The organism is Methanoregula boonei 6A8, assembly GCF_000017625.1.
GTDB classification, from domain to species: domain Archaea; phylum Halobacteriota; class Methanomicrobia; order Methanomicrobiales; family Methanospirillaceae; genus Methanoregula; species Methanoregula boonei.
This window is the reverse complement of sequence record NC_009712.1, coordinates 1,741,486-1,766,412: the sequence shown is the minus strand read 5'-3', so window position 1 is coordinate 1,766,412 and position 24,927 is coordinate 1,741,486. Positions and strand designations below refer to the sequence as shown.

Annotated in this window: 21 protein-coding genes and 1 tRNA gene; 13 read left to right on the top strand and 9 right to left on the bottom strand. The window is 56.9% G+C overall.

From position 1 onward, the window contains the following. Window positions 1-169: 169 nt before the first annotated feature. From MBOO_RS08800 to MBOO_RS08785, 4 genes are all read left to right on the top strand, one after another. Entirely contained in the window at window positions 170-1,369 is a 1,200-nt protein-coding gene (locus MBOO_RS08800) for an ammonium transporter (protein WP_012107251.1), read from the top strand. A gap of 417 nt (window positions 1,370-1,786) precedes the next feature. After that, window positions 1,787-2,995 carry an ammonium transporter gene (locus MBOO_RS08795; protein ID WP_012107249.1) on the top strand — a complete coding sequence of 403 codons (1,209 nt, stop codon included), beginning with the start codon at window positions 1,787-1,789 and terminating at the stop codon, window positions 2,993-2,995. Between the two features lie 18 nt (window positions 2,996-3,013). Continuing rightward, window positions 3,014-3,343 carry a P-II family nitrogen regulator gene (locus MBOO_RS08790; protein ID WP_048068415.1) on the top strand — a complete coding sequence of 110 codons (330 nt, stop codon included), beginning with the start codon at window positions 3,014-3,016 and terminating at the stop codon, window positions 3,341-3,343. 322 nt (window positions 3,344-3,665) lie between these two features. After that, complete coding sequence (locus tag MBOO_RS08785) at window positions 3,666-4,838, top strand: hypothetical protein (protein WP_012107247.1); 1,173 nt, start codon at window positions 3,666-3,668, stop codon at window positions 4,836-4,838. Window positions 4,839-4,853: 15 nt separating this feature from the next. Here the strand turns inward: MBOO_RS08785 and MBOO_RS08780 are convergent, their stop codons facing one another. From MBOO_RS08780 to MBOO_RS08765, 4 genes are all read right to left on the bottom strand, one after another. Beyond that, window positions 4,854-5,594 (bottom strand): heparan-alpha-glucosaminide N-acetyltransferase, encoded by a 741-nt coding sequence (locus MBOO_RS08780; protein WP_012107246.1) that lies wholly within the window; start codon window positions 5,592-5,594, stop codon window positions 4,854-4,856. Between the two features lie 94 nt (window positions 5,595-5,688). Then, window positions 5,689-5,773 (bottom strand) — tRNA-Leu (locus MBOO_RS08775). Between the two features lie 60 nt (window positions 5,774-5,833). Beyond that, a complete protein-coding gene (locus tag MBOO_RS08770; RefSeq protein WP_012107245.1) occupies window positions 5,834-7,663 on the bottom strand; it encodes an AMP-binding protein in 1,830 nt (609 codons plus the stop codon). 307 nt (window positions 7,664-7,970) lie between these two features. Next, window positions 7,971-9,638 (bottom strand): AMP-binding protein, encoded by a 1,668-nt coding sequence (locus tag MBOO_RS08765; protein WP_012107244.1) that lies wholly within the window; start codon window positions 9,636-9,638, stop codon window positions 7,971-7,973. A gap of 191 nt (window positions 9,639-9,829) precedes the next feature. On the opposite strand from MBOO_RS08765, the gene MBOO_RS08760 reads away from it, so the two are divergent. Then, complete coding sequence (locus MBOO_RS08760) at window positions 9,830-10,384, top strand: TATA-box-binding protein (RefSeq protein ID WP_012107243.1); 555 nt, start codon at window positions 9,830-9,832, stop codon at window positions 10,382-10,384. Window positions 10,385-11,056: 672 nt separating this feature from the next. Here MBOO_RS08760 and MBOO_RS08755 read toward each other — a convergent pair. The 5 genes from MBOO_RS08755 to MBOO_RS08735 form a co-directional block, all read right to left on the bottom strand. Further along, window positions 11,057-13,768: a DEAD/DEAH box helicase gene (locus MBOO_RS08755; RefSeq protein ID WP_012107242.1), complete on the bottom strand. Its 2,712-nt coding sequence runs from the start codon at window positions 13,766-13,768 to the stop codon at window positions 11,057-11,059. Next, entirely contained in the window at window positions 13,740-14,522 is a 783-nt protein-coding gene (locus MBOO_RS08750; protein WP_012107241.1) for a metallophosphoesterase, read from the bottom strand. Before MBOO_RS08750 ends, MBOO_RS08755 begins: the two co-directional genes overlap by 29 nt. Then, complete coding sequence (locus tag MBOO_RS08745) at window positions 14,519-15,313, bottom strand: hypothetical protein (protein WP_157677650.1); 795 nt, start codon at window positions 15,311-15,313, stop codon at window positions 14,519-14,521. The genes MBOO_RS08750 and MBOO_RS08745 overlap by 4 nt, the downstream gene beginning before the upstream one ends. A gap of 102 nt (window positions 15,314-15,415) precedes the next feature. Continuing rightward, window positions 15,416-15,943, bottom strand: a complete 528-nt coding sequence (locus MBOO_RS13140; protein WP_012107239.1) for a tetratricopeptide repeat protein — start codon at window positions 15,941-15,943, stop codon at window positions 15,416-15,418. A 29-nt stretch (window positions 15,944-15,972) separates the two neighbouring features. Continuing rightward, window positions 15,973-16,992, bottom strand: a complete 1,020-nt coding sequence (locus MBOO_RS08735) for a DUF3821 domain-containing protein (protein WP_012107238.1) — start codon at window positions 16,990-16,992, stop codon at window positions 15,973-15,975. Window positions 16,993-17,170: 178 nt separating this feature from the next. On the opposite strand from MBOO_RS08735, the gene MBOO_RS08730 reads away from it, so the two are divergent. The 8 genes from MBOO_RS08730 to coaBC are packed head-to-tail and all read left to right on the top strand — an operon-like array spanning window position 17,171 to window position 24,922. After that, window positions 17,171-18,139: a replication factor C small subunit gene (locus tag MBOO_RS08730; protein WP_012107237.1), complete on the top strand. Its 969-nt coding sequence runs from the start codon at window positions 17,171-17,173 to the stop codon at window positions 18,137-18,139. Window positions 18,140-18,148: 9 nt separating this feature from the next. Continuing rightward, window positions 18,149-20,260 (top strand): minichromosome maintenance protein MCM, encoded by a 2,112-nt coding sequence (locus tag MBOO_RS08725; RefSeq protein WP_012107236.1) that lies wholly within the window; start codon window positions 18,149-18,151, stop codon window positions 20,258-20,260. A gap of 10 nt (window positions 20,261-20,270) precedes the next feature. After that, on the top strand, window positions 20,271-20,648 hold the full coding sequence (locus tag MBOO_RS08720; protein WP_012107235.1) for a dihydroneopterin aldolase family protein: 378 nt from the start codon (window positions 20,271-20,273) through the stop codon (window positions 20,646-20,648). Next, a complete protein-coding gene (locus tag MBOO_RS08715; RefSeq protein ID WP_012107234.1) occupies window positions 20,620-21,447 on the top strand; it encodes a TatD family hydrolase in 828 nt (275 codons plus the stop codon). Before MBOO_RS08720 ends, MBOO_RS08715 begins: the two co-directional genes overlap by 29 nt. 56 nt (window positions 21,448-21,503) lie before the next feature. Continuing rightward, window positions 21,504-21,797 (top strand): DUF424 domain-containing protein, encoded by a 294-nt coding sequence (locus MBOO_RS08710; RefSeq protein WP_012107233.1) that lies wholly within the window; start codon window positions 21,504-21,506, stop codon window positions 21,795-21,797. Then, window positions 21,794-22,837, top strand: coding sequence for a 60S ribosomal export protein NMD3 (locus MBOO_RS08705; protein ID WP_012107232.1), 1,044 nt, complete (start codon window positions 21,794-21,796; stop codon window positions 22,835-22,837). Before MBOO_RS08710 ends, MBOO_RS08705 begins: the two co-directional genes overlap by 4 nt. A 16-nt stretch (window positions 22,838-22,853) precedes the next feature. Next, complete coding sequence (locus MBOO_RS08700; protein WP_012107231.1) at window positions 22,854-23,732, top strand: class I SAM-dependent methyltransferase; 879 nt, start codon at window positions 22,854-22,856, stop codon at window positions 23,730-23,732. Beyond that, the gene (gene coaBC / locus MBOO_RS08695; protein WP_012107230.1) at window positions 23,729-24,922 is read left to right on the top strand and encodes a bifunctional phosphopantothenoylcysteine decarboxylase/phosphopantothenate--cysteine ligase CoaBC; all 1,194 of its coding nucleotides are present in this window, start codon (window positions 23,729-23,731) and stop codon (window positions 24,920-24,922) included. The genes MBOO_RS08700 and coaBC overlap by 4 nt, the downstream gene beginning before the upstream one ends. Window positions 24,923-24,927: the final 5 nt, after the last annotated feature.

Below are 24,927 nucleotides of genomic sequence, written 5' to 3'. Positions count from 1 at the left end.
CAGGATCCGGGAAAGAGGGATAAAACGGCCGGGGCACCCTGCCGCATGCTGTACAGGTACGTACTTCGCACGCTGACGTGTGCATAAACCTGTTCCTTGCAGGCCCCCGGTTTTTCCCCGCAGGATCCAGACACGGGCCACCCCACTAAAAGTTACAGGAGAAAAAGATATGGCTCTTGATACCGGTGTTACCACCTGGCTCATGGTCTCGGCGCTGCTGGTCATGCTCATGACCCCGGGCGTCGGGTTTTTCTATGGCGGACTTGTACGCAAAAAGAACTTCATCTCGATGATTGCCCTCTCGTTCCTGGTGCTTTCCCTTACCAGTATCCAGTGGATCCTCTATGGGTACTCGCTTGCGTTTGGCCCTGATGTGGGGGGATTTATCGGCAACCTCCAGTACCTGGGGCTTTCCGGCGTGAGCGCCACCGCCACCGGCGTTGCGGCCTACCCGCCGCTGGTGTACATGGTATTCCAGCTCTTCTTTGCCTCGGTCACGCTTACCATCGTGACTTCCGCGGTTGCCGAACGGGTCAAACTGACGTCGTTTATCGTATTTTCCCTGATCTGGCTGACCATCGTATACTGCCCGATCGCACACTGGGCATGGGGAGGCGGCTGGGCCCAGCAGATGGGCCTTATTGATTTTGCCGGCGGGACAGTCGTTGAGATCTGCTCAGGTTTTGCGGCCCTTGCTCTGGCGATGGTAATAGGGAAACGGGCCGGCTTTGGCGAATACTCGCTAGAACCGCACAATATCCCAATAGCTCTCCTGGGTGCGGCCCTGCTCTGGTTTGGGTGGTTCGGGTTTAATGCCGGGAGTGCCCTTGCGGTGAATGCGAGTGCGGTTACGGCTTTTGTGAACACGAACACCGCGGCTGCTGCAGGTGCCCTCGCGTGGATGTTTGCCAGCTGGTACAAGGGCAAGCCCAGTTCACTGGGCATGGTAAGCGGGGCCATTGCCGGGATGGTGGCAATCACTCCTGCAGCCGGCTTTGTGACCCCTCTTGTAGCTGTCCTTATTGGTGCCGTAGCCGGCGTGCTCTGCTTTGGCATGATGCTTTTACGGATCAGCAGGCAGCTTGATGAGAGCCTGGATGCATGGGCGATTCATGGCATGGGCGGGGTCTGGGGGACGCTTGCCACCGGTCTCTTTGCTGCTGCAGCCGTGGCCGGCTTTTCCGGGTTTTTTGAAGGTAATACCCACCAGCTGGTGGCAAACACGATCGGCGCCTTGGCAGCAGTGGCGTACGCATTTGTCATGACCTTTGTTATCGCGTGGATCCTTGACCGGGTCATTGGTCTGCGAGTCACCCCGGACGAGGAATATGTAGGGCTCGATATCTGCCATCACGGCGAACGGGCATAACTTTTTTTTTTATAATCTGGCTGATGCAACCTCACTGTTGCGCTATTTACATTCCGGGTATTCCGCCCCCGATGTAAACGGGCCTTTTCAGGATCCTGGACGATTGTCTGTAATATAGTGACTTCCATGGGTATATTGCGGACCTCGGGTATCGAGAGCACAAAATCAAAACATTTATATGTATAGGAATAGAACTTCCTTCCTACAATCTTAGTGAGCATTTCAACATGGACTCTTTCCCGCTGGTGCAGGTATCAAATGGTATGGGTGACACCGGACTTTCTTCCCGGAGTATGTCGCCGGCATTTGGCCGGGGTGCCATGCACGGGAAGAGATCCGCTGCCGGCTTGTGCAACCGGAAAATTATCCGGTTCGCGTAGCTGGCAGAAATCTGATTCATGATACCAGGTGAACTACATGGCTTTGGATTCTGGAGCAATTGCATGGGTGCTTGCCTCCACGGCGCTCGTCATGATCATGACGCCGGGAGTCGGGTTCTTTTATGGCGGTCTTGTCCGCAAGAAAAACTTCATCGACATGATCACGCTCTCGTTTGTGGCATTTGCCCTCGTGAGCATCCAGTGGGTACTCTTCGGGTACTCGCTTGCGTTTGGCCCTGATGTCGGCGGGTTTATCGGAAACCTGAGCAACTTAGGCTTAAACGGCGTAAGCATGACCGACCCCGGCCCGTACAGTACGCTCGTACCGGGAATGCTGTACATGGTATTCCAGCTCGTGTTTGCCACGGTTACGATGGCGATTGTCACGTCCGGGTTTGCCGAGCGTATCAAGTTCAGCTCGTACCTGATCTTTGCCCTGATCTGGACAACGATTGTCTATGACCCGCTCGCCCACTGGGTGTGGGGCGGTGGCTGGACCTCACAGTTCGGTTCAATCGATTTCGCGGGCGGCACGGTCGTGCACATCAGCTCGGGTTTTGCCGCACTTGCCCTGGCACTTGTGATCGGTAAACGGGTGGGATATGGAAAGTATGCAATGGAACCGGCCAATATTCCGTGGTCAATCCTCGGTGCCGTGCTCCTGTGGTTTGGCTGGTTTGGGTTTAACGCGGGCAGTGCAGTTGCCGCAAACGGTCTTGCGGTCAACGCCTTTGTGACCACCAACACCGCAACTGCAGTTGCTGCAATGGCATGGCTGCTTGTATCGTGGTTCCATGGCGGCAAGCCCAGTTCTCTCGGGTTTATCTCGGGTGCCGTAGCAGGCCTTGTCGCGATCACTCCCGCTGCCGGTTACGTTACGCCGATGGCATCGATCGCAATCGGTGCGGTCGCAGGCGTGATGTGCTACTTCATCATGCTCTGGAGGCAGAGCAAAGGTGTTGATGAGAGTCTCGACGCGTGGGCAGTCCACGGTATGGGCGGCCTGTGGGGTGCTATTGCAACAGGTATCTTTGCATCCGCAGCAGTGAACGGTGCCTCGGGTCTTATCGAGGGTAACGTCCACCAGTTCGTTGCCCAGATCGTTGGGGCCGGCTCGGCCGTGATCTATGCGTTCGTGGTCACGTACATCCTTGCAGTCATCGTGGACAAAACGATTGGCCTGCGCGTGACCGAGGAAGAGGAATATGTCGGGCTCGACATCTCCCAGCACGGGGAGCGGGCCTGAAGGCTTCGGGTGATTACCATGAAAATGATCTCCGCAATCATCAAACCGGAACGCTTCGAGTTTGTGAAAAAAGCACTTGAAGACAAAGGCTATGTCAGTATGACCATCACGGAAGTGAAGGGAAGGGGCGAGCAGAAAGGGATCTCCCTTGAATACCGCGGCGGCAAGATGACCGTCGACCTTCTTCCCAAGGTCAAAATCGAGATCGTTATCCGTGACAAGGATCTCGAAGATGTGATCGCAACCCTCACCGGTGCGGCCCGGACCGGAAAGATCGGCGACGGAAAAATCTTCGTTATTCCGGTCGAGAAATCCATCCGGATCCGGACCGGTGACATCGAGACATAAAAACGACCACAAAAACGTGTACCGTCAGGAGTGTGCTACGCACAAAAGTGCGGGGCCAGGAAAGGCAGGGCATCTCATCCCTGCTTTTTCCTCACGTTAAGGCACCGTGGCCGGATTGTCCCTGCCAGGGACAGCCGTTTTTTTTCCGATTTATTCCGGGAACAATTATCCTCCTGCTTCCCTGCGCATGCCAGCCGGATGCACAGGAAGACAGGGCGCGATCTTATTGCATGTTCGGCCCCGGGTCCGGCCCCTGGTCAAAGGACCTGCCTTTTTGCAGATTATTATTTAGCCTTCCCGTAGAAATGTATCATATTCCATCATGATCCCGTGGCTGAACTCCAATTTTAAAAATTTCAAACCCACGGCTGCCATTGCCCTTAATGCTACACGGCACATGAACACTGCCGAGCGCAAAAAACTTTTCTCCCCGGATATCGAACCAATGCGGACTGCCGAAGGCCGCTGGTTTGAGGCTATCGTGTACGAGATGTTTTTGGAGATCTCGCAAAAATCTTCTCAGATTAAGTACCTCGCACGCAAAGGTGCCGATGCCCCGCGGGCTGGTGCAGTTGCACGGCTCGGCCAGAACGGGATATTCTACTCCCGGTACGGGGATATCACGTTCCGGGGCAACGGCCAGGATCTCGCGGAGTTTGACCTCCTTTTAGTGGATGCGCAGGATCGGGTTGCATTCGGGGAGGTGGTCACCTCCCCGGCCGATCTCAAGGAGTTTGAAGTCGAGATCGCGTTTAAAAAGCGGCTGCTCGGGTACCTTTACGGCCAGGAGCACGTCCCGTTCATTCTTGTGTCTTCCTTTGACATCTCCAATTATTCCGTGGTAAAACGCCTGGCAAAGGATCCGGACAACGCGATCATCCACACCAGCTCCTGCGAAGAGATTAAGGCGCTCGTAAAACATTACCGTCCCCGGATCCTGTACACGAAACCGGCCGACCACCCCAAGCTGGTACAGGCTACCGACATCCCTCTCAAACACCCGATTGATTACCGGGTTTTCCACGACGGGTTCCGGAACCGGATCTTCTCTGAGATCGGCCGGGGCCGGGCAAAAAAAGACTTGTCGCCGTCCACCGGATCCGAAGCACTGGTCAAAAAGATCCTCTATGGGGCACTCTACCCCCGTGCGATCAAGGCGGTCTGCGAGCAGTACGGCCTTGTGGTCCGGGGCCGGCGCGTGGAATGGGGTGAATTCTTCCGGTACTTTTCCAAAGCGATCATCGCAACCGATCTTCCCGGTTTTGAGCTGATCATCTACCTCAGGTCCCGGGAGAAAAAAGAGTATTTCAAGATGGTGCAGACAAAGGAAGGTCACTTCCGGTTCGAGCGGCCGACCCCGTCCCGGGTGGGATTTTTCCTCTGGATCGAATCGCTCCAGCCCACCCTTGGGACAAAGATTTCCCTGGATATCCTTGGGACATTCAGCATCAGGGAGCCGGTAAGAAAAGATCCGGCAAAAAAACCGCAGGAATAAAATCCCGTCTTTTTTTTAAAGCACCGGTGCCCCGTTTACCAGGTACAGGATGAGCAGGATCACCGGCTGGTGAACCAGATAGATGACAAGGGTGTGCCTGCCGATAAACGTGACCGGGGCGATCGCCCGTTCGGGAAGTTTTGGGAGCGTCCACCACCGTTCTCCCCCGGGGTAGGCAAACTCCCCGATGGCCAGACCGATCAGTACCAGGCCCATCCATGGGAAGACGGGTGTGTAATCAACGCTCTGGAAGGTGAGCGGGTGGATGCCGATAACCAAAAGCTCCATCGGCCCGGGGATGGTGGCAAGAATCCACCCGATAGCGATAAAAACGATCCCTATCACCGCGTTCCACGTGCGGAACCGGAAGAAGAGCGGCGAGAGCATGACGGCAAGCCCGATCAGGTGGAGGATACCAAAGATCACGTAGCCTTCCTGCAGGTACCACCAGGTGGCAACGGTTACCAGAAGTCCACAGCAGAAGATCCCGCCTCCACGGAGGAGGAATTTCTGCACAAGTGCACGGCCCTGGAGCCGGCGTGCGGCCCGGGCATGGCTGACAGAAAGCGACACCCCTACTATCAGGAGGAAGAGCGAAGCGGTGGCATAGGCAAAGTACCGCCAGAAACCGTCAGAAACATCGACCGGTGCGATCCGGAAGAATGCAAGATCAAAGAGCGTGTGGAAGAGGATCATCATCAGGAGAGCGATCCCCCGGAGGAGATCAATCTCCGGGTACCGTGCCGGGCCGCTCATGGGTACAGGTACAATCGATGCCGGGCTCTGATATGTGTTTTGACAAATAAGTTCCAGAACGACAAAAAAAAGTTCCGGCCATCATGGCCAGAGATGCGAGGGATGGGATTCGAACCCAAGAACTCCTGCGAGACCAGGCCCTGAACCTGGCGCCGTTGACCTGGCTTGGCTACCCTCGCGCCTGTATAGATTATGTTCACGGTTTAATAAAGGTAAGGGAAAAAAGGGAGGCCGGGCCGTTACTGTTTCTGGCCGGCGGAAAACCTCTTGAGTTCCCGGTCCCTCAGTTCGATCCTCCGGATCTTGCCGGAGATGGTTTTGGGGAGTGAATCGACAAACTCGATCGCCCGGGGATACTTGTACGGCGCCGTGACCTTTTTTACGTGGGTCTGGAGATCCCTGACCAGCGCATCCGAAGGTGCAAATCCCGGTTTGAGGATCACAAAGGCCTTGACAATCAGGCCCCGGATATCATCGGGCGATCCGACCACGGCAGCTTCCTGGACCGAGGGGTGCTCGATAAGTGCACTCTCCACTTCAAAGGGCCCGATCCGGTAACCGGATGCCTTGATCACGTCATCGTCGCGGCCGATAAACCAGAAATACCCGTCCTCATCCTTGTAGGCCTTATCCCCGGTGTAATACCAGCCGTTCACAAACGACTTGCTGTTCTCTTCCGGGTTCTCAAGGTATCCCGTGAACATCCCCACCGGCCAGGGCTCGACCTTGATGGCGATCCTCCCCTCTTCATGGATGCCCACCGGTTTGCCTTTCTCATCATGGAGTTCGATGACCCAGCCGGGCGAAGGCTTGCCCATCGATCCATAGCGTGCTTCCATGCAGGGAAATGTCCCGATGCAGAGCACGGTCTCGGTCTGGCCATATCCTTCGTAGATTGTCAGCCCCGTGGCATCCTTCCATGCCTTGATCACCTCGGGGTTGAGCGGTTCACCGGCGCTAACGCAGTGCCGGAGCTCGGTGAAGTCAAACTTATCGAGATCAGCAAGGATCAGCATCCGGTAGATCGTGGGCGGGCAGCAGAACGTATTGATCCCATACCGCTCGATCAGCGGGAGAAGTTCGGTGGCGTTGAACCGGCCCCGGATATCGTACACAAAGATTGCAGCGCCTTCCAGCCACGGGCCATAGAGTTTCCCCCATGCACTCTTTGCCCAGCCGGTATCCGAGAAGGTGAAATGAAGATCGTTTTCATGGACGTCGTGCCAGAAACGGGAGGTGGTGATATGGCCAAGGGCATAGCTCTGGCTGTGGACCACCATCTTTGCTTCACCTGTGGTGCCTGAGGTAAAGAAAATCACCATCGGGTCGGTGGCCTTGGTCTTTTTCATGCCGGGGAGGTTGACCAGTTTTGCCGAGACCGGTGCCGGGTAATCGAGTTCGACCGGGTAACTGATCCAGCCGTCGCGCTTGCCATCGATCAAAAACCGGCAGGAGAGGGAGGGGCAGTCGTTCTTGATCGCATCGATCTTGTCTGCCTGGTCCTGAGAAGTGATCACCATCTTAATCTCTGCGGCATTAATTCGGTATTTCAGGTCGTGCTCGGTGAGCATGGTCGGGGCCGGGCAGTACACTGCACCACGTTTGATGAGTGCGATAGTAGCGATCCACCACTCGGGGACTCTTGGGAGCATGATCATGACCCGGTCGCCCTTGCTGACGCCGTACTTGATGAGCATGTTCACGATCTGGTTGGAAAGGCGCATGAGATCCCAGAAGGTGAACTTCTTCTCCTCACCTTTCTGGTTGGTCCAGATCATGGCAAGTTTGTTCCGGTCCTTCTTTGCCCATGCATCGATTACGTCAAAACCAAAATTGAAGTACTCGGGCACATTGATCCGGAAATCCCGGTATGTTGTATCATAGTCCTCCATGTTGTGCCGGAAGGCAGCGGGTACCGGCAGGGTGCCGGCAGGGCCCGTTGCACTGGTGGTCAGGTGGCCGGTGCAGGCCTCGCTGATCCAGTCAGAGCGCGAGATCTTCTTCTGCTCGCAGAGCCGATCGATCTTTTCCGTGAGGGTATCATCCATGGAAATTGAGTAGCGCACCATGCATGATCTGTTTAGTGGTGCGTATTATCATTGTTTGCCTTTATTGTGCACCAAAAACGTGTGTTTATTGGAAAAACCGGGCTCTCATTACATGAGTATCACGTCGATGGTGCACTACATTGGCGGATTTTTTGGATTTCCAAAACAAAATACTGCATCCATTGGTCCTGATAACTGCAGCATTGACCGAAAAGTTCTGTTATGACAACGACAGCGATCAGGTGCATCATCTCATAGTTCCGGTTATTATGGCCAGGAACCGGTTCTGCACGGATTTTTGGGAAAAGAGAATGGTTGATGGGTCCGCTTACCGGAATTCCCGGTACTTCCTCAGTTCCCGTTCGCGGAGCTCGGCTCGCCGGATCTTGCCGGAATGGGTCTTGGGGAGCTCGGCCACGAATTCGATCGCCCGGGGGTACTTGTACGGCGCCGTGGTCTTCTTCACGTAATTCTTGATCTCTTTTATGAGCGTCTCCGAGGGGTCATATCCCTTGTTGAGGACCACAAAGGCCTTCACGATCAGCCCCCGGAGCCGGTCCGGTGCACCGATGACTGCGGCCTCCTGCACGGCCGGGTGTTCAAGAAGCGCACTCTCCACTTCAAAAGGCCCGATCCGGTAGCCGGACGATTTGATCACGTCATCGTCCCGGCCCACAAACCAGAAGAACCCGTCTTCATCTTTGTACACCTTGTCGCCTGTATAGTACCAGCCGTTCACAAACGACTTCTTGTTCTCCTCGGGGTTGTCCAGGTACTCCACAAAGAGGCCTGCTGGGGGCGGAGTAACGGAGATTGCGATCCTGCCCTCCTCGCGGACGCCAACCGGGCGGCCCTCCTCGTCATGGATCTCCACGTTCCAGCCGGGCGAGGGCTTGCCCATGGAGCCGGGCCTGACTTCGATGCACGGGAACTCGGCAACGCAGCAGCAGGTCTCGCTCTGGCCGTAGCCTTCGCGGATATCAAGGCCGGTTCCCGCTTTCCAGACCCGGATCACCTCGGGATTGAGAGGCTCGCCGGCACTCGTGCAGTGCCGCAATGATGAGAGGTCGAACTTGTCGAGATCGGCAAGGATCAGCATCCGGTAGATCGTAGGCGGGGCACAGAACGTGGTGATCTGGTACTTCTCCAGGAGGGGCAGGATCTCGGTTGCGTTGAACTTCCCGGTAAAGTTGTAGACAAAGATGCAGGCCCCTTCGATCCACTGGCCGAAGATCTTGCCCCACCCGCACTTGGCCCAGCCGGTATCGGTGACCGTGAAGTGGAGATCGTTGTGCCGGAGGTCCTGCCAGAACCGGGCGGTCACGGTCTGGCCCAGCGGGTGGCCGTGGTTGTGGAGCACCATCTTTGGCTCTCCCACGGTGCCTGAGGTAAAGTAGATCAGCATCGGGTCGGTGCTCTTTGTTTTCTGATCGTCCGGAATGCTCGGGGTGTGGTGGGAGACCGGTGCCGGGTACAGGAGCTCATAAGGCCAGCTTGCCCAGCCCTTACGCTCGCCATCTGCAAGGAACCGGCAGGTGAGCGTCGGGCACTCGTTGCAGATCTCCTCGACCTTGCCTGCATTTTCAAGATCGGTGATCACCATCCGGAATTTCCCCTTGTTCACCCTGTATTTGATATCCCTCGGGGTAAGCATTGTGGGGCAGGGGCAGACGACGGCCCCGAGCTTGATGAGCGCCACGACAAAGATCCACCATTCGGGGATCCGGGGGAGCATGATCAGGACCCGGTCGCCCTTGTTGATCCCGTATTTTAAGAGGACATTTGCCGCCTGGTTGGAGAGGCTGGACATATCAAGGAAACTGAACTTCTTCTCCTCGCCTTTCTGGTTTGCCCAGATCATGGCCAGTTTGTTCCGGTCCTTTTTTGCCCAGGCATCGACTACGTCAAAACCGAAGTTGAAATGTTCGGGAACTTCGATCTTAAATGCTGCCATCGTCTTGTCGTAGTCTTCCATGTTGTGCTGGTCTTCGCCCATACAAATCAGCCTGGATAATGCCGGAATATTGAAAGTTTTTCCATTTCAATCTGTCTTTTGGCGTTTCTTATTCTCTGCCATTTCCCCGGGAGTATCACGTTTCAGGTCTCCTCATTTACGTCAGGGAATCAGGCAGGGACATAAAGATTCTCCATTAGTATTATGATTCGACAGACTGCATAGTATACAGGATGGCTGACAAACGGTACGATTCATTGAAAATTGAGAATGTCGTGGCTTCGGGAGTCATCGCCGAATCCATTGACCTTAACGAGGTCTCTGCCAAGATCAAGAGCTGCGAACTCAATACCAAGAGGTTCCCCGGTGCAGTGTACCGCATCGAGAACCCCAAGATTGCATCCCTGATTTTTTCCTCGGGAAAAGTGGTGCTCACCGGCATCCGTGATGACAAGGCGTTAAAGGACGGCCTTGCAATCATCATAAAATCCCTCAAAGAGGCCGGGGTCGAGACACTGGAGAAACCCCGGGTCAATATCACCAATATTGTCTGTTCCTATGATATCGGCAAGTACATCAACCTCAACAAGGTCGTTGTCACCCTCAACCTTGAAAATATCGAGTACGAACCCGAGCAGTTCCCGGGCCTTGTGTACCGGATCAAGGATCCGAAGATAGTTGCACTTCTCTTCTCCTCTGGTAAGATCATCTTAACCGGCGGGAAAAACCTGGACGATATCAAGAAAGGTCTTGATTTCCTGGAACAGAAACTTGAAAGTATCATGTAAATACCGGTACCGTTCTGGTACCGCGATCTTTTTTTCCTGAATCTCTTTATATCTCGGACAACCGGATACAACAGAGATTATTGTTCGCGTGACCCATCTCCACGACGTTATTTCTGCCTTTCACAGGGACCCGGCATTTTTTATATCCTGTACATACTCCCCTGCTGTAAAGATACGGAAGATAACCTGTTCCGCGTATTTCTTCTTTACCTGACCACTACCTCCTTTGTGAAAGAGAGTAGCCGGACCCGCATTCATCAGGGATCTATTCTCCGTCGGAGAGTTTCCGGACCGGATCCGGACCCGGACGGTTAATGTGGCAAGGGTGCCAACCCAATCCTCGATTTTTCGTATAAATGGTTATTTTCCCAAACAGGCTGTTTTAATCGGGAACAGACCGTGCAAATTAGAAGCGTTTTTTCGGGCTACGAAAATCGTGATGATAAATTGGTTATGCAGATTGCAAAACAGGGCTAAAAACGCGGACAGGGCCCGAAAATTTCGGGGGTTCTGTACCGGGAAACGAGGTCACCTGTGTTTTTCGTGAAAATCCTGCGATCTGTCATCCGGAGCCTTTCAGGGAGGCAGGAACTGGTATCCGGTACTAAAGGCACGTTATTTGTCCTCAAAACTCTTCTCGGATAACGGGAAATGAACCCCTGTTAGGATCCCCTACGACCAGTACCGGTGTGTCTGGATAAAATTCCGTTCTGCCTTGAGGATCTCGCGGTAGAAGGCATCGCCATCCGCTAAGGTTGCAAGGATCCGGGACGCATTCTCTGGCCCCACGCCCCGGGCCGAAAGTGCAATCACCGCCTTCTTCCCGCTCGAGAGCACGATATTTGCACTCCGGAGCAGGCGCTGCTCGGTTGCCCGCTCCTCCGGGGATTTGTTCTTCTTTGCGGTAGTCTCGTACGTGTCTGCCTCGTACGGCTTGAGCACGGCAATCAGCCGGGCCCCGCATTTCGGACACTGGGGGATCTCCGGTACCCGGGAGACCACGGTCCGGCTCTTCCAGTTCCGGCAGTTCATGCACGCGAGCACCACTTCGTCCTGGTCAAGCCGGCGCTTCAGGGTGGCAAGCACAGCCTGGTCTGCGGTGGGGGGTGGGATCTGGTCCCGGGAAGAGAGGATCCCGTCCGCCCCGATGATCGAATGGGGCCCGATGGCCAGCTCAATCTCGCCGGCTTTTACCCGGCGTACGATCTCTGCTGCTGCGTCCACGTCCATGTAGCCGGACAGGAGCTCGCGATACGCCTCGCGCTGCACGACCGTGTTGTCGAAATAATCGAGCAGCCGCTGGATGCTGATCTTCTCGTAGTCCGCGTCCGGGTCGATTGCGCCGAACTTCTTTGCGATCTGTACGAGCTTCCACTTGAAAAGTGCCGTACGCTTGAGGGCGAGCTTCAGGATGCCGGGCATATGGGCGGGTTCGAGCGAGAGGAAAAAGTCGCGGACATCGGCCGCCCGGACTTCGGAAGGCAGGCGCAGCAGGATCCGGTACGCGTCAAGCTCGATTCCTACCGTTGTCCCATACCGCGCCGAGATCAGGATCGAGAGTACGCGGCCGAGCGCCTCGTTTGACTTGTGGCCGGCGCAGACATTGCAGACCACGCCGTCATCGATGTTCTCGAAGGTGATGAGACGGTCTGTCGGGATTTTGCACCGGTTCTTCTCCATCTCGGAAAGGACATGATCTGCAAATGCGATACCTTCTTTTTCCTGCGTGTACTTTCCCGTTGTGCGTTCGCGCCGGATTGTCCCTGCCTCCCGGGCCACTGCAAACGGGACCGGGATCTGCTCGCCTTCCCATGAAGGGAGCTCGCCGATTGCCTTTTTGGCCGGCTCGACCGTAAGCCGGCCATCGTTTATCTCCAGTACACGCCAGAGCTGGCCCTTGGTGATGAAGACCGCCCCGGTGTGCACCCAGCCGACAACAAAGGATTCGTCGAGGGTTCCCACGGTCCGGCGCGAGACCATGTCAAAGACCGGGATCTTTCGCTCGTCATGGATCATCGAGAGGTTACCCGAGAGGTATCGCCTGGCCCGTGCCGTGGTGACGATCCGGCTGCCATCGAGCCGGACAAGCCGGTGCTCCTCAAGCTGGGTACAGACATCGTCAAGGAGTGTGCCGGAGCCGGCAAAAAGGGAGGTGCGCTCCACTATTGTGCGGATCCGGGACCGCTCGATCTCGCCATACTCCACGGCAATCGCCGCGACCTGGTTTGCGAGCACATCTGCCGCACTTGCCTCAGGCACCACCGGCTCGATCTCGTTTGCACGCGCCCTCCGCGCAATCACAAGCGACTCCAGCAGATCGTCAAAACCGGTGGTGAGGATGGTGCCGCGCGAGATGGTATTGAGCTGGTGGCCGGCCCGGCCCACCCTCTGGACCAGCCGGGCCACCTCGCGGGGGGAACCAAACTGGATCACATGGTCAACTCTCCCGATGTCGATCCCCAGTTCCATGGACGAAGTGCAGATAAGGGTCCGGATCTCGCCCTTCTTGAACCGGTCCTCAGCATCGATCCGGATCTCTTTTGAGAGCGAGCCATGGTGTACTTCCACGTCCCCCCTGGGGTACAGGGCATGGCCGAGCGCTTCGGCAGTCACCCGGGTATTGACAAAGACAAGGGTCGAGCCTTCCCGGTCCAGCGCCTGTTCGAGCGCCCGGACCTGGTGCTTGAAATCATCCCCCACAAAATGTACCGCGATCTCCAGCTGTTTTGCCACGGGCACCTGTACGATCGCACAGGGCCGGGCCCCGCAGAGGAACCGGGCAATTGTCTCGGGGTTGCCTACCGTTGCGGAAAGCCCGATGCGCTGGAACTCCCCGGCGTATTCTGCGAGGCGTTCGAGTGCCACCGCGAGCTGCGCCCCCCGCTTGCTTGCGGCCATCTCATGGATCTCATCGATGATGACAAATTCCACGTGTTCGAGATGCTTGCGCAGCCTCTTTCCCATGAAGAGCGCCTGGAGCGTTTCAGGAGTCGTTATGAGCAGATCAGGCGGCGAGAGTGCCTGTTTCCTGCGCTCGGCCATAGGGGTGTCCCCGTGCCGGACGCCGACTTTAAGGCCCAACTCCCGGCACCACCATTCCATCCGCGAGAGGATATCCCTGTTAAGTGAGCGCAGCGGTGTTACGTAGATCGCACGGATCCCGCCGCCTGCCGGCATCTTTACAAGGGAATCAAAGACCGGGAACATTGCGCTCTCGGTCTTGCCGGTGCCGGTCGGGGCGATCAGCACCAGGTTTTTCTTCTGCAGGACAAGGGGAATTGCCTGTTCCTGCGCAGGAGAGAGACCGGCAAACCCGCGTTTTTTTATGCAGGCTCGCACGTGGTCGCCAAGCAGTTCAAGCGCCAGGGCAATCCCCCCTCTCATTCTCGTCTTCCCGGTCATCGTCAAGCAGCATTGCAAGCGGACCGATAAGCGTGCCGTCGGCGAGAATGACCTCCGCATCCTCCTGTTGTATGCACCGGGAGATTGGCGAGAACGGGTCTTTGGCGATCCTGACAATATCGTACCCCGCTATCTCGTTGAAAGCGGGCACGAACAGGGCACGGGTCGTTCCCGTATATCCTCCTTCAAGGCCGAGCGCCAGTGCATTTATCGCCGCCCGCAGGAAGGCCGGCGCCACAAGCGAACAGCCCACCTGGTCGCGCAGGCTTACCTGGGGGTGGTGATGCCCGGTAACGAGCAGGCGTCCGGCAAGGCCCGGCGCCGGGTACGTATGGCCGTGAAGATATGCAACCCCATCAATCACTGCCCCTTCCTTTGGCTGGATCTCGCCGGGAAGAAGGAACCTCTCAATTCCTATGTCGTGGTTTCCCGGGAAGACAAGGACCGGGACGCGCTGCCTGATCGTATCAAGAATGCCCGGGATCTCTGCCCATTCCTGCCGGGTGAGCGAGGGGATACTATGCTTGACATCCCCAAGGAGGATAAGCCGATCGGGCCTGGTTGCCTCCACGGTCTGCATCAGCCGGTCAAGGCGCTCCCGGCTGTGGCTCCGGAAGTGCATGCCATGGGAGGCGAGATCGGCCTCGATCCCGAAATGGAGATCGGCCACGACGAGCAGGCGCTCGGTGTTCTCGATTACGAGCGCCGGGCCGTCACGGATAAACTCCAGTTTCATAGTGGCCTGATGTATCCTTTCTGGGGCTGGTAGCAGTCATCGTTCGTGATGAGTGTCTCGATCGCGGCAAGCACCGCCCTTTGAGTATGCCCGAGCACGCCGGCCTTTGTGAGCACATCTTCTACGGAAACGCCCCGGGGGCCGCTTTCCGTGCGGATGATCTCCATCACTGCTGCACTGATATCTTCTTCCGTGGCCGGTGGCGCATCGGGAACGGTGCAGGCACCGGCGAGCGCCACTTCGATCTGTGCGGCCATGTCCCGGAGATTCTCCCGGGTGAGGCTGTAGTGCCGGACAACCCGGGCTGCCCGGTCGTCCCCGGTGGTTCCTTCAATGGCGGATAGCAGCCCTTCGAGACGGGCGATTGCCATGTCTGCGGTTGCAATAACCCACCGGTTCCGTCCGGCTTTATCGATCGTCTCCACGAATTCCGGCCGGACCTGGACTACACACCCTCCGCCCTTCCGGTACAGCTGTGCGGTCCCTGTTACCGCAACAAAGGACGGTACCGGGATCGCACGGATCTGTCCCGCCACAACCCCGCGCCTGCCTCCTGCGACAAGGTCAAAAGCCCCGGTCGGATCGGCAAGCCGGCAGTACAGGACATCTGCCACCTCTGTGATCTCGGTGAGCGCACCGCAGAGATAGAGCGACCGGCACCAGGCACCGCCCGGGGTGACCACCCATGCCGCATTCCCGGGTTCATCCGCAGGTACTGACAGCGTTGCCTGCGCATAATCTCCGGCAAAAACCCGGGCTGCACCTTCCATCGTTGTGATCAGTACTTGCAAAAGAGAGTTCTTCAAGGTATAGGCATTGATAACCGGCCGGGATGCCGGATTGTATCAGGAATGTTTCCCGGATCGAAAAACGATCAGGTAATTGGATAAAAATTATGGGTGTTTGAGTGTCGGATCCAGTGCTGATGCATTTGCGTAATTCGCATCTGCCTCGCTGGTCCGTCCCAGCGCTTCAAGAGCATTTGCCTTATTGTAGTATGCAATGGCCCGGAGCGTGGTCAGGTTCCCGGGCGCGCTGATCGCCACATCGGCTGCATCGATCGCTTCACTGTAATTTCCCGTCTCCACCAGAATCCCCGCCCGGTTGGACTGGATCAGGGGAATGAGCGAAGGGACATTATATGCAAGCGCGGCATTGGCATCAGCGAGTGCTCCGGTATAATTCCCTTCGTTTGCCAGGTCAACGCTCTGGCAGTACAGGGCCCCTGCAGACATAAAACTTGCCTCGTCAGTTACCGGGATATTTGCTGTAGCGTCTGCCCACGGTCCCTGCTTTGTGAGCACCAGGCCGGCAACGATCGCGATACAGATTACGATTATCACACCGAGTGCAATAACGTATTTTCGTGGTATCCTTGTGCTGGGCTTTTCCTCAGAACTTGTTTTTTTCTTACTGCTCATATCGTACAAAAAAAGGGACAGGAGACTGATTAATACTTCCGTCCTGCCACGATTGCGCATGTCGCAATGCCGAAAGCGGCGATGGCAATCCCGTCAGGCAGAGGGGTAAAGGTAGTCTTTTTTGGGATGATGGTTGCGGTTGGTTGTACTGTTGTCGGTACAGGTGTAATGGTTGCTGCGGCGGTTATATTGGTGGTTTGATTAGGTGTGGCCTGCGTGAGCGGGATTGTGGTCGGGGTAGCAAAAGAGGCCGCGGGCAGGAAGGTTACCGTTCTGTTCCCGCTCGTGACATTGCCGATTGCAGCATCACCGGTAAAGCTGCCGGTCATACCGTTAAGATTTGCCGTTGCCACAAAAGTGTAAGTTCCGGGCTGGTACACCGCGCTCCCGTCAGTGCTTTTTGCGTTCCGGTCCCATGCAGGTCCGTTCTGCCAGAAATACGGTGAGGAGGTAATCATCGGGTTGCTGTCAAAGGGGATGATCTGTGTGGCAGAATTTCCCACATTCCCGGTAAAAACAGAGGGCATATTCCCTCCGGATGGCGAGGTCAACGTTACGGTAAAGAAACCATCTGCGGGATTGAAATTCGGGCGGTAGGTATAGTTGAGTGCCAGGTACAGGTTCGTATCAATGCGGTAAGTAACATTGGCGGATAACGGAACCGATTGGCCGGTAACGTCCGTGTTAGTATCGGTGTCCCATACCGAGAGATTGATCTGGGGCTGATATACATTCAAAACAGGGATATCAGGTTTTACATCATGCGAGTACCATATCCCCGTATACCCTTCGAAAAGGGCGGGGTCGATATAATAAGAATGGGGATTTCCTGATATTGTTATCGTCTGCGCCGGGGTGCCACTTGTATCCGCACCCGCCGGCCACCACGCGATCACTGAATGGCCGTTCAGCCCCGCGGAGATATCCACGTTGTTTTCACCGATAAAGACCGGGGCGCCCGCAGCGATCTTTGTAAGACTCGCCTGGGCGGGCAGGATGAGGAGGATTGCAATGAGGAGGAGACCAAGGGAAATAGGGCACCGTAACATGAAGAGTAATTTCAAAACGCTTATGATAAAGATTATGACAATCCGGGGGTTCCCAAAAGAATTTTTCTTTTTTTAGCTCCTCCTCTCTGCAGGTACACTGTTTTTTTGATTATGTGAAACGAAAATGCAAAAATAGTCCGGCACCAACCTAGTGGGTACCTACTGGGTGATCTTTCTCATGGATGAGTCTCACACTATCTGGATAGAGAAGTACCGGCCGGCAAAGCTTGCCGATATAGTCGGTCAGGACGATATAGTAGAGCGGCTCTCATCCTATGTAAAGTCCGGGAACCTTCCCCACCTCCTTTTCACGGGAAGTGCCGGGGTGGGAAAGACCACCGCCGCAGTCACCCTGGCCCGGGAATTCTTCGGGGACTCGTGGCAGATGAACTTCCGCGAGCTCAATGCCTCTGATGAACGGGGTATCGATGTAGTGCGCAACCAGATCAAGGAGTTTGCCCGGACCCGGCCTGCAGGTGATGCGGCATTCAAGATCCTCTTTTTGGACGAAGCCGATGCACTCACCACCGATGCTCAGGCAGCACTGCGCAGGACAATGGAGAGCTATGCCAAGACCTGCCGTTTCATCCTCTCCTGCAACTACTCCTCAAAGATCATCGACCCCATCCAGAGCCGGTGCGCGATCTACCGGTTCCGGCCTCTCGGTCCGCAGGCAGTAAAAGAGGAGATCACCCGGATTGCCGCAAGGGAGCACTTAGATGTGACACCGGAGGCAATGGATGCAATGGTATACATCGCTCAGGGGGATATGCGCAAAGCCATCAACGCCCTCCAGGGTGCAGCGATCCTCAGTGCAACGATCGAGGCCCCGATGGTGTACGCGATCACGTCCAATGCCCGGCCGGAAGAGATCGGGGAGCTCTTAACGCTCTCTCTCTCCGGGGATTTCGATGGGGCCGAGGCGCTGCTCACCCGGCTCCTGCGCGAGCGGGGTATCGCTCCCAACGAATTGATCAACCAGTGTTACCGTGCCCTCACCAAAAGGGATATGGACCGGGTGCTCAAGGTGGAACTCATCGACGCGCTTGGCGAAACGGATTTCCGTCTCTCTGAAGGGGCGAGCAGCGACATCCAGATGGAGGCGCTGATTGCCAGGTTTGTTCTTGCCGGTACAAGGAAGCGGTGAGGAGCAAAAATGGAGAAGGTACCCGAACTACACCAGGGCGATCGTGCCGATGACTGGGGCCGGTTTCTGAAAAGCCGGTACAAGAAGGAGCTTGGCGAGATCTCGCGCCTTTACCCGCACAGGCGATCGCTTGTTGTTGATTACCGCCAGATCGAGAGGTTCGGCAAAGCCGGTATCACTCTCGCCGATGAGCTGCTGGAGAACCCGGGCAAGGTGCTCGAGGATGTCTGGGATGCAATAAAAAACAACCAGCTGGTCAGGACACGGGATGGCAAGGAGCCAAAGGCCCTCAATATCCGGTTCACAAACCTCCCCAAAAAGACGGCAATCCGCGAGATCCGGTCCGAGGATATCAACCGGTTTATCTCGGTCGAGGGGATCCTCCGGAAGACCACCGAGGTCCGCCCCCGGATCGTGGAGGCTGTTTTTAAGTGCCCGGCCGGCCATTTCACCAAAAAGACCCAGAAGTACGGCAAGTTCATCGAGCCGGATGGCTGTGCCACAGATGGCTGTACTTTCAAGAAGGTCGAGCTCGTGCCCAAGCGTTCCACTTTTGTCGATTCCCAGAAACTCCGGGTGCAGGAATCCCCCGAGGGCCTGCGGGGCGGCGAGCAGCCGCAGACGCTTGATATCGATGTGACTGATGACCTTACCGGCACGGTTGCGCCCGGGGACCGGGTCGTAATCAACGGGATCCTCCGGTCCATGCAGCGGGTGGTCAAGGGTGAGAAGAGCACGGTCTTTGACATCTTCCTCGAATGCAACTCGATCGAGATCGCGGAAAAAGAGTTCGAGGAAGTTGAGATCGATGAGGAGGCCGAGGATGAGATCAAAAAACTCTCCAAGGATCCTATGATCTATCGTATGGTCACCCATTCGATCGCCCCGACTATCTACGGGAACGAGGACGTTAAGGAAGCGATCACCCTCCAGCTCTTCGGCGGGATCGCAAAAGAGATGCCGGACGGGAGCCATCTCAGAGGAGACATTCACGTGCTCCTGATAGGCGACCCCGGTATTGCAAAAAGCCAGCTGCTCCGCTATATCGTGAAATGTTCGCCCCGGGCCATTTACACAAGCGGGCAATCCTCCACATCGGCCGGTCTTACCGCAACCGCGGTCAAGGACGAGTTTGGCGAAGGGCGCTGGACGCTTGAGGCTGGTGCGCTCGTGCTTGCCGATATGGGTATTGCAGCGGTGGATGAGATGGACAAGATGCAAAAAGAGGATCGTTCAGCCCTTCATGAAGCAATGGAGCAGCAGTCCATCAGCGTGGCAAAGGCCGGCATCACCGCTACACTCAAGTCCCGGTGCGCCCTTTTAGGCGCGGCGAACCCGAAGTACGGGCGCTTTGATATGTACGGCGATATTGCCGACCAGATCAACATGCCTCCTTCGCTCCTCTCGCGTTTCGACCTCATCTTTATCATGACCGATCAGCCGGAGCAGAAACGGGACCTTGCCATTGCCGAGCACATCCTTAAAGCACACGGCGTCGGGGAGCTGATCGCCCAGCACAAAAAGACGCCGATCCCCGGTGTCACCCAGGAGTTTATCGAGCAGCAGCTCAAGCCGGTCATGCCGGATATCGATCCTGCGTTTTTCCGGAAGTACGTAGCGTACTCCAAGCGTACCTGTTTTCCCATCCTCTCTGCGGAGGCAAAGGAGGCGATTGTCGGTTACTATCTCAAGCTCAGGGGGATCGCGGAGCCCAACAAGCCTGTCCCGGTAACGGCCCGGCAACTGGAAGCGCTCGTCCGGCTTGCAGAGGCAAGCGCCCGGATACGGCTCTCTGATAAGATCGAGGCCGGCGACGCGGAGCGCGTGATCCACATCGTGGACGCCTGCCTGCGCCAGATCGCCTACGATGCAAAGACCGGTAACTTCGATATTGACAAGGTGGCCACCGGTATCTCCAAGGAGAAGCGCGACATTGTCCGGGTGATCAAGGATGCGATCCGGGACATTGGTGGCGAAGGCCGGCGCGCTTCCATCGATCAGGTGATCGAGGCTGCAGCGGCAAAGGGCTTTGCCCACGACAAAGTAAGGGAAGGAATCGAGATGCTCCTGCGGCATGGCGAGGCCATGGAGCCAAAGTCGGGGATCATCCAGCTGATATGAGGTGCAGATCATGGAAGGAGCACACGAACACGACAGGCCAACAGACCGGGAGCAGGCTATCTTTGAAGCCGGGATCAAACTGGGGGCGCTCTACCACCAGTGGGTGGGAACCCCGATTGCACAGGAATCTGCGGCAAGCGTGGAATCCGCGATTGAAAAGGCAGTGGTCCTCCAGCCTTTTGTCGAGGAGATCACGGTGAGGCTCGATCGTTTTCGGATGCAAAAGAATGTATTTGGGTACAGCGAACTTTCCGGTCTCATGTTTGATGTGGAGATCGTGACCCGGGTAGGCTTTTGGTACTGCCGGGCCACTCTTGCACCGGAGAACGGTTACCCTCTCATGAAGGTCCTGGAGTGCCATGAGATCGCGGCTCTTTCCGATCACTGACGATCATATCCATTTCGACCCGGTAAACGGGCGCGGGGTCGAAGCGGCAAAGGATTTCCTGCATGGGGGAGGAACGCATCTTTTCCTTGTCTCCAAACCCTCGTGGTCGCTCGGGGTCGAGCCGGTAACAGGGAACGATTACGCCAGAGTCTTTGACGAGACCCTGCGTATCGCCGGGCTGATCCGGGAGACCGGCCTTGTGGTCTTTCCCATCCTTGGGATCCACCCGGCCGAGATCAGCCGGCTTACGGAACGAATGCCACTTGAGGATGCGGTACTGGTAATGAAGGGGGGTCTCGATTGCGCTGCCGGCTATGTCCGTGAGGGAAAGGCTGTGGCGCTCAAGAGCGGGCGGCCGCACTACGAGGTCAGCCCCGAAGTGTTCTCTGCCTCAAATGTCGTGCTCTCTCATGCGCTCTCCCTTGCCGCAGGATACCGGTGCGCCCTCCAGATCCACGCGGAGAGCGGCCCGTGCGCCGATGTCGTCGACATGGCACGGAATGCCGGCATGGACCCGGGGCGCGTCATCAAGCATTACGGATCTCCGGATACCCCTCTCCATCCCTCGCTTGTGGCCCGGCACGAGGCGGTGCCGGTCCTTGCCCGCGAACGCCGCCCCTTTACCATGGAGAGTGACTTCATGGACGAAAACTCGCGGCCCGGCGCTGTGACGGGCCCAAAGTCGGTCCCGAGGATCACAAAAAAACTGCTTGAATCGGGTACTATTACCGAAGAGGACTGCTGGCGCATCCATGGGGAGACCGTGGAGAAGGTGTACGGCGTCCGCATCGTGCTGTAGATGCACCGGTTGCCTTCCCATCTTTTATCAGGTCAGCCCTGCAAACGATCTGATTAATGTTCTTAAAAATCCACCACTCGCCGGAGATGGGCGATGTGGTTGCGGTCTGTGACCGCGAACTGCTCAACACCACCATCACCCACGGAGACCTCAGGGTCACGGTGACTGAGGGCTTCTACGGCACTACGCATGCAGATGAGGCCGCTGTCACTGAAGCCCTTTTGCGGGGAGACAACGTCAACCTCATGGGAGAGCGTGCCGTGGGGGTTGCCGTGAAGATGGGACTGATCACCCGGGCTGATTGCATCATGATCGGCAGCGTCCCGCATGCCCAGATCTACCGGCTATGACCTCCATACAGGACCGGTTCTGCCCCAAGTGCGGCAAACCTTCAGATTCAGACGGGCTCTGTGCGGCCTGCCGGGTAGCGGACACGCAGTGGGCCACCTGCGATACGCGGGTAACAAGCATCCACTGCCCCGGCTGCGGGGCAACAAAGCAGGTGAACACGTGGACCGATACGAACCGGGAGCGTGAAGATCTGGCCCCGGATCTGGCACGCAGCGCGGTGCATTTCCACCCGGACGTAAAAAAGCGGTTGATCGAGGTCAGGATCCGCGAGCTTAGTTCCAACCGTTCCCGGGCCTACCTGAAGATCAGCGGAACCCTGTACGGTCAGCCCGTAGAAAAAGAGTGCACCGTGGAGATCGCCTGGCACCGGGAGCAGTGCGACCGGTGCAACCGGATCACCGGAAGTTATTATGAAGGGATTGTGCAGGTGCGTGCTGACGGACGCGACATGAGCCCCTTTGAAATGCAGAAGGCAGCGGCAATTGCGACCCAGATCGAGGACTCGCTCCAGCAGGGCGGGGAACGGCTGTCGTTTATCTCCGATATGGCCGAGACCCGGGATGGCCTTGATGTCACAGTAGGCTCCCAGCATATCGGCCTTTTGATCGTGCAGGGGATCACGGCGCAGCTTGGCGGGAGGTATACGACCCACCCAAAACTGGTCGGCGAGAAGAACGGGCGGCAGCTCTTCCGGATCACGTATCTTGTCCGGCTGCCCCGGTACCAGCGGCATGATGTGGTAAAGCTGCCCCGGACCTACGCGGAGATTGAGCAGTCGGATTCCCGCACAATCCGGGTATTTGATCTCTATGAGGGCAGGAACCGGACGGTAAAAGAGGAAGATATCGTGCGGCTGGTGGGCAATGCAAGAAACGCCGTGCCGGCGCTTGTGGCATATATTGCGCACGGGATGTTTGGGCTCCTTGATCCGGCAACAGGTGCAACCATCGAGGTCACGGAACGTCAGTGGATGGCGGTGAGCGCAGGGGAGAATGTGCAGGTGCTCCGCGATGGCGACACAATGGTCGTGATGCGGTAAGTTCCCGGGTAATCCTATGCGGGTACGGGAAGTCCGGACAGATCGGCTGGGTGCCGTGAGCGGTGAGGTGTGGGTTGACCTGACCCGGCACCCCTACGTTGAAGGGGAAACTGCCTGGGTACCGGTCAGGGAAGGATTTGCTTTCGACCGCGAGATCCCGGAACGCCACGCATACGCTGGCAGGGGTTATTTCATGCTGGGCGACGTGGCGGTCGTGCGTGGGGACCGGCCTGCAGAAAAAGAGGTTGCAGGAATTGTCCGGTTCCGGCACCCGCGCGGGGTGCTCTGGATCGAATCGCTTGACGGGGTCACCCGGACACCGGTGACCGAGATCCTGTGGGGCAGTGCAGGAGAGGTCTGTCACCGGGAGGAGGGGTATACATACTATCTCGATCCCGGCCGGGTGATGTTTGCGCAGGGAAACCGGGACGAAAAAATGCGGATGGCCCGGCTCGTCCGTGAAAGTCCGGCCGGTGCCCGGGTGGCAGATATGTTTGCCGGCATCGGGTACTTCGCTATCCCGATGGCCGGTAGCGGGGCGAAAGTCCATGCCATGGAGATCAACCCGGTAGCCTGTGCGTACCTGGAACGCAATATTGCGGCAAACGGCCTTGCCGGCCGAGTACAGGTTTCCTGTGGGGACTGTCGTGTACATCTCTCCGGCACGTACGACCGGGTAGTGATGGGACACTTCGATGCCGTAACTATGCTGCCCGCAGTTTTTTCCCATGTCCATGGGAGAAGCGTGATCCATGTGCACAGCATCGGTGATGTATCCGGGACAATACAGGATCTTGCGGAGGGCGCAGGTTTTTCTCCCTCAATCAATGTACATAAGGTAAAGAAATACCGCCCGCACGAATGGCATATCGTGCAGGATGTGACCCTGTCATGACTCAGAAGACCCTTGCCGGAAAAGAGATCGTGCTTGCTGTCACCGGGAGTATCGCAGCGGTTGAAACGGTAAAACTGGTCCATGCGCTGCGCAGGAAAGGGGCCACGGTCCAGCCGGTGATGAGCGCGGCAGCGCAGGGGATTATCCATCCCGATGCGCTCACGTATGCGAGCGGCAGGCCTGCGATTACCCGGATCACGGGTCTTGTCGAGCACGTGACGTACTGCGGTGATGGAGGGAGCGCTTCGCTCCTCCTTGTGGCACCCTGCACGGCAAACACGCTCGGGAAGATCGCATGCGGGATCGATGATACCCCGGTCACTACGTTTGCCACGACCGCACTTGGGAGCGGGATGCCGGTTCTCACTGTTCCTGCCATGCACCACAGCATGTACCGCCACCCGGCGGTGGTGAAGAATATCGAAACCCTTGTATCGTGGGGCGTTGGTTTTGTGGGTCCCCGGATAGAAGAAGAGAAGGCAAAGATCGCCGATATTGACGAGATTGTGCTCCGGTGCGAACGGACCCTCATCGGAAAGCCGCTTGCCGGAAAAAACGTGCTCATCACGGGTGGTGCCTGCCGGGAACCCGTGGACGATGTCCGGGTGCTCACCACCCGGTCGAGCGGGAGGATGGGCAAGGAGCTCGCGCTTGCAGCGTACCGTCTCGGAGCAGAGGTCACCCTTGTCCACAACGGTTCCCTGCCCTGCGTAGAGAATGTTCCCGTGGAAACGGCCCGGGACATGCGGGCAGCAGTCACCCGGTACCTGAAAAAGAGGCATCCCGACATTTATATCAGCGCAGCGGCAATCTCGGATTTTGCCCCGGAAAAGGTTCAGGGGAAGATCAAAAGCGGGAAACGTGTCACTCTTGATCTCGCGCCGATTCCAAAGCTGATCGATACACTTCTGGCAGAAAGGAAGACCCGGGTGGTTGCATTCAAGATCGCAAGAGATCCCCTCCCGGAGGCACGGGCATTTCTTGCGCGCGGTGCATGGATGGTGGTGACCAATACGCCTGAGAGCATGGGATGTGCGGACGGTTCGTATCGCATCCTGTCTGGCAGGGCAAAGGCCGGCACCGCCGTTTCCGGCACAAAAGAGGCGATCGCCGCCCGGATCTGGGATGCCATCCTTGAAGGGATAAAGAAGGATACTGCCGCCCCACGTTCCCGGCAGCACAATTCCTAATAGCG

What these genes read in the sequence shown, in the direction of transcription:
- MBOO_RS08800 (WP_012107251.1), top strand. Translation starts at nt 170, where the DNA reads ATGGCTCTTGATACCGGTGTTACCACCTGGCTCATGGTCTCGGCGCTG.
- MBOO_RS08795 (WP_012107249.1), top strand. Translation starts at nt 1,787, where the DNA reads ATGGCTTTGGATTCTGGAGCAATTGCATGGGTGCTTGCCTCCACGGCG.
- MBOO_RS08790 (WP_048068415.1), top strand. Translation starts at nt 3,014, where the DNA reads ATGAAAATGATCTCCGCAATCATCAAACCGGAACGCTTCGAGTTTGTG.
- MBOO_RS08785 (WP_012107247.1), top strand. Translation starts at nt 3,666, where the DNA reads ATGATCCCGTGGCTGAACTCCAATTTTAAAAATTTCAAACCCACGGCT.
- MBOO_RS08780 (WP_012107246.1), bottom strand. Translation starts at nt 5,594, where the DNA reads ATGAGCGGCCCGGCACGGTACCCGGAGATTGATCTCCTCCGGGGGATC.
- MBOO_RS08770 (WP_012107245.1), bottom strand. Translation starts at nt 7,663, where the DNA reads ATGGTGCGCTACTCAATTTCCATGGATGATACCCTCACGGAAAAGATC.
- MBOO_RS08765 (WP_012107244.1), bottom strand. Translation starts at nt 9,638, where the DNA reads ATGGGCGAAGACCAGCACAACATGGAAGACTACGACAAGACGATGGCA.
- MBOO_RS08760 (WP_012107243.1), top strand. Translation starts at nt 9,830, where the DNA reads ATGGCTGACAAACGGTACGATTCATTGAAAATTGAGAATGTCGTGGCT.
- MBOO_RS08755 (WP_012107242.1), bottom strand. Translation starts at nt 13,768, where the DNA reads ATGAGAGGGGGGATTGCCCTGGCGCTTGAACTGCTTGGCGACCACGTG.
- MBOO_RS08750 (WP_012107241.1), bottom strand. Translation starts at nt 14,522, where the DNA reads ATGAAACTGGAGTTTATCCGTGACGGCCCGGCGCTCGTAATCGAGAAC.
- MBOO_RS13140 (WP_012107239.1), bottom strand. Translation starts at nt 15,943, where the DNA reads ATGAGCAGTAAGAAAAAAACAAGTTCTGAGGAAAAGCCCAGCACAAGG.
- MBOO_RS08735 (WP_012107238.1), bottom strand. Translation starts at nt 16,992, where the DNA reads ATGTTACGGTGCCCTATTTCCCTTGGTCTCCTCCTCATTGCAATCCTC.
- MBOO_RS08730 (WP_012107237.1), top strand. Translation starts at nt 17,171, where the DNA reads ATGGATGAGTCTCACACTATCTGGATAGAGAAGTACCGGCCGGCAAAG.
- MBOO_RS08725 (WP_012107236.1), top strand. Translation starts at nt 18,149, where the DNA reads ATGGAGAAGGTACCCGAACTACACCAGGGCGATCGTGCCGATGACTGG.
- MBOO_RS08720 (WP_012107235.1), top strand. Translation starts at nt 20,271, where the DNA reads ATGGAAGGAGCACACGAACACGACAGGCCAACAGACCGGGAGCAGGCT.
- MBOO_RS08715 (WP_012107234.1), top strand. Translation starts at nt 20,620, where the DNA reads ATGAGATCGCGGCTCTTTCCGATCACTGACGATCATATCCATTTCGAC.
- MBOO_RS08710 (WP_012107233.1), top strand. Translation starts at nt 21,504, where the DNA reads ATGTTCTTAAAAATCCACCACTCGCCGGAGATGGGCGATGTGGTTGCG.
- MBOO_RS08705 (WP_012107232.1), top strand. Translation starts at nt 21,794, where the DNA reads ATGACCTCCATACAGGACCGGTTCTGCCCCAAGTGCGGCAAACCTTCA.
- MBOO_RS08700 (WP_012107231.1), top strand. Translation starts at nt 22,854, where the DNA reads ATGCGGGTACGGGAAGTCCGGACAGATCGGCTGGGTGCCGTGAGCGGT.
- coaBC (WP_012107230.1), top strand. Translation starts at nt 23,729, where the DNA reads ATGACTCAGAAGACCCTTGCCGGAAAAGAGATCGTGCTTGCTGTCACC.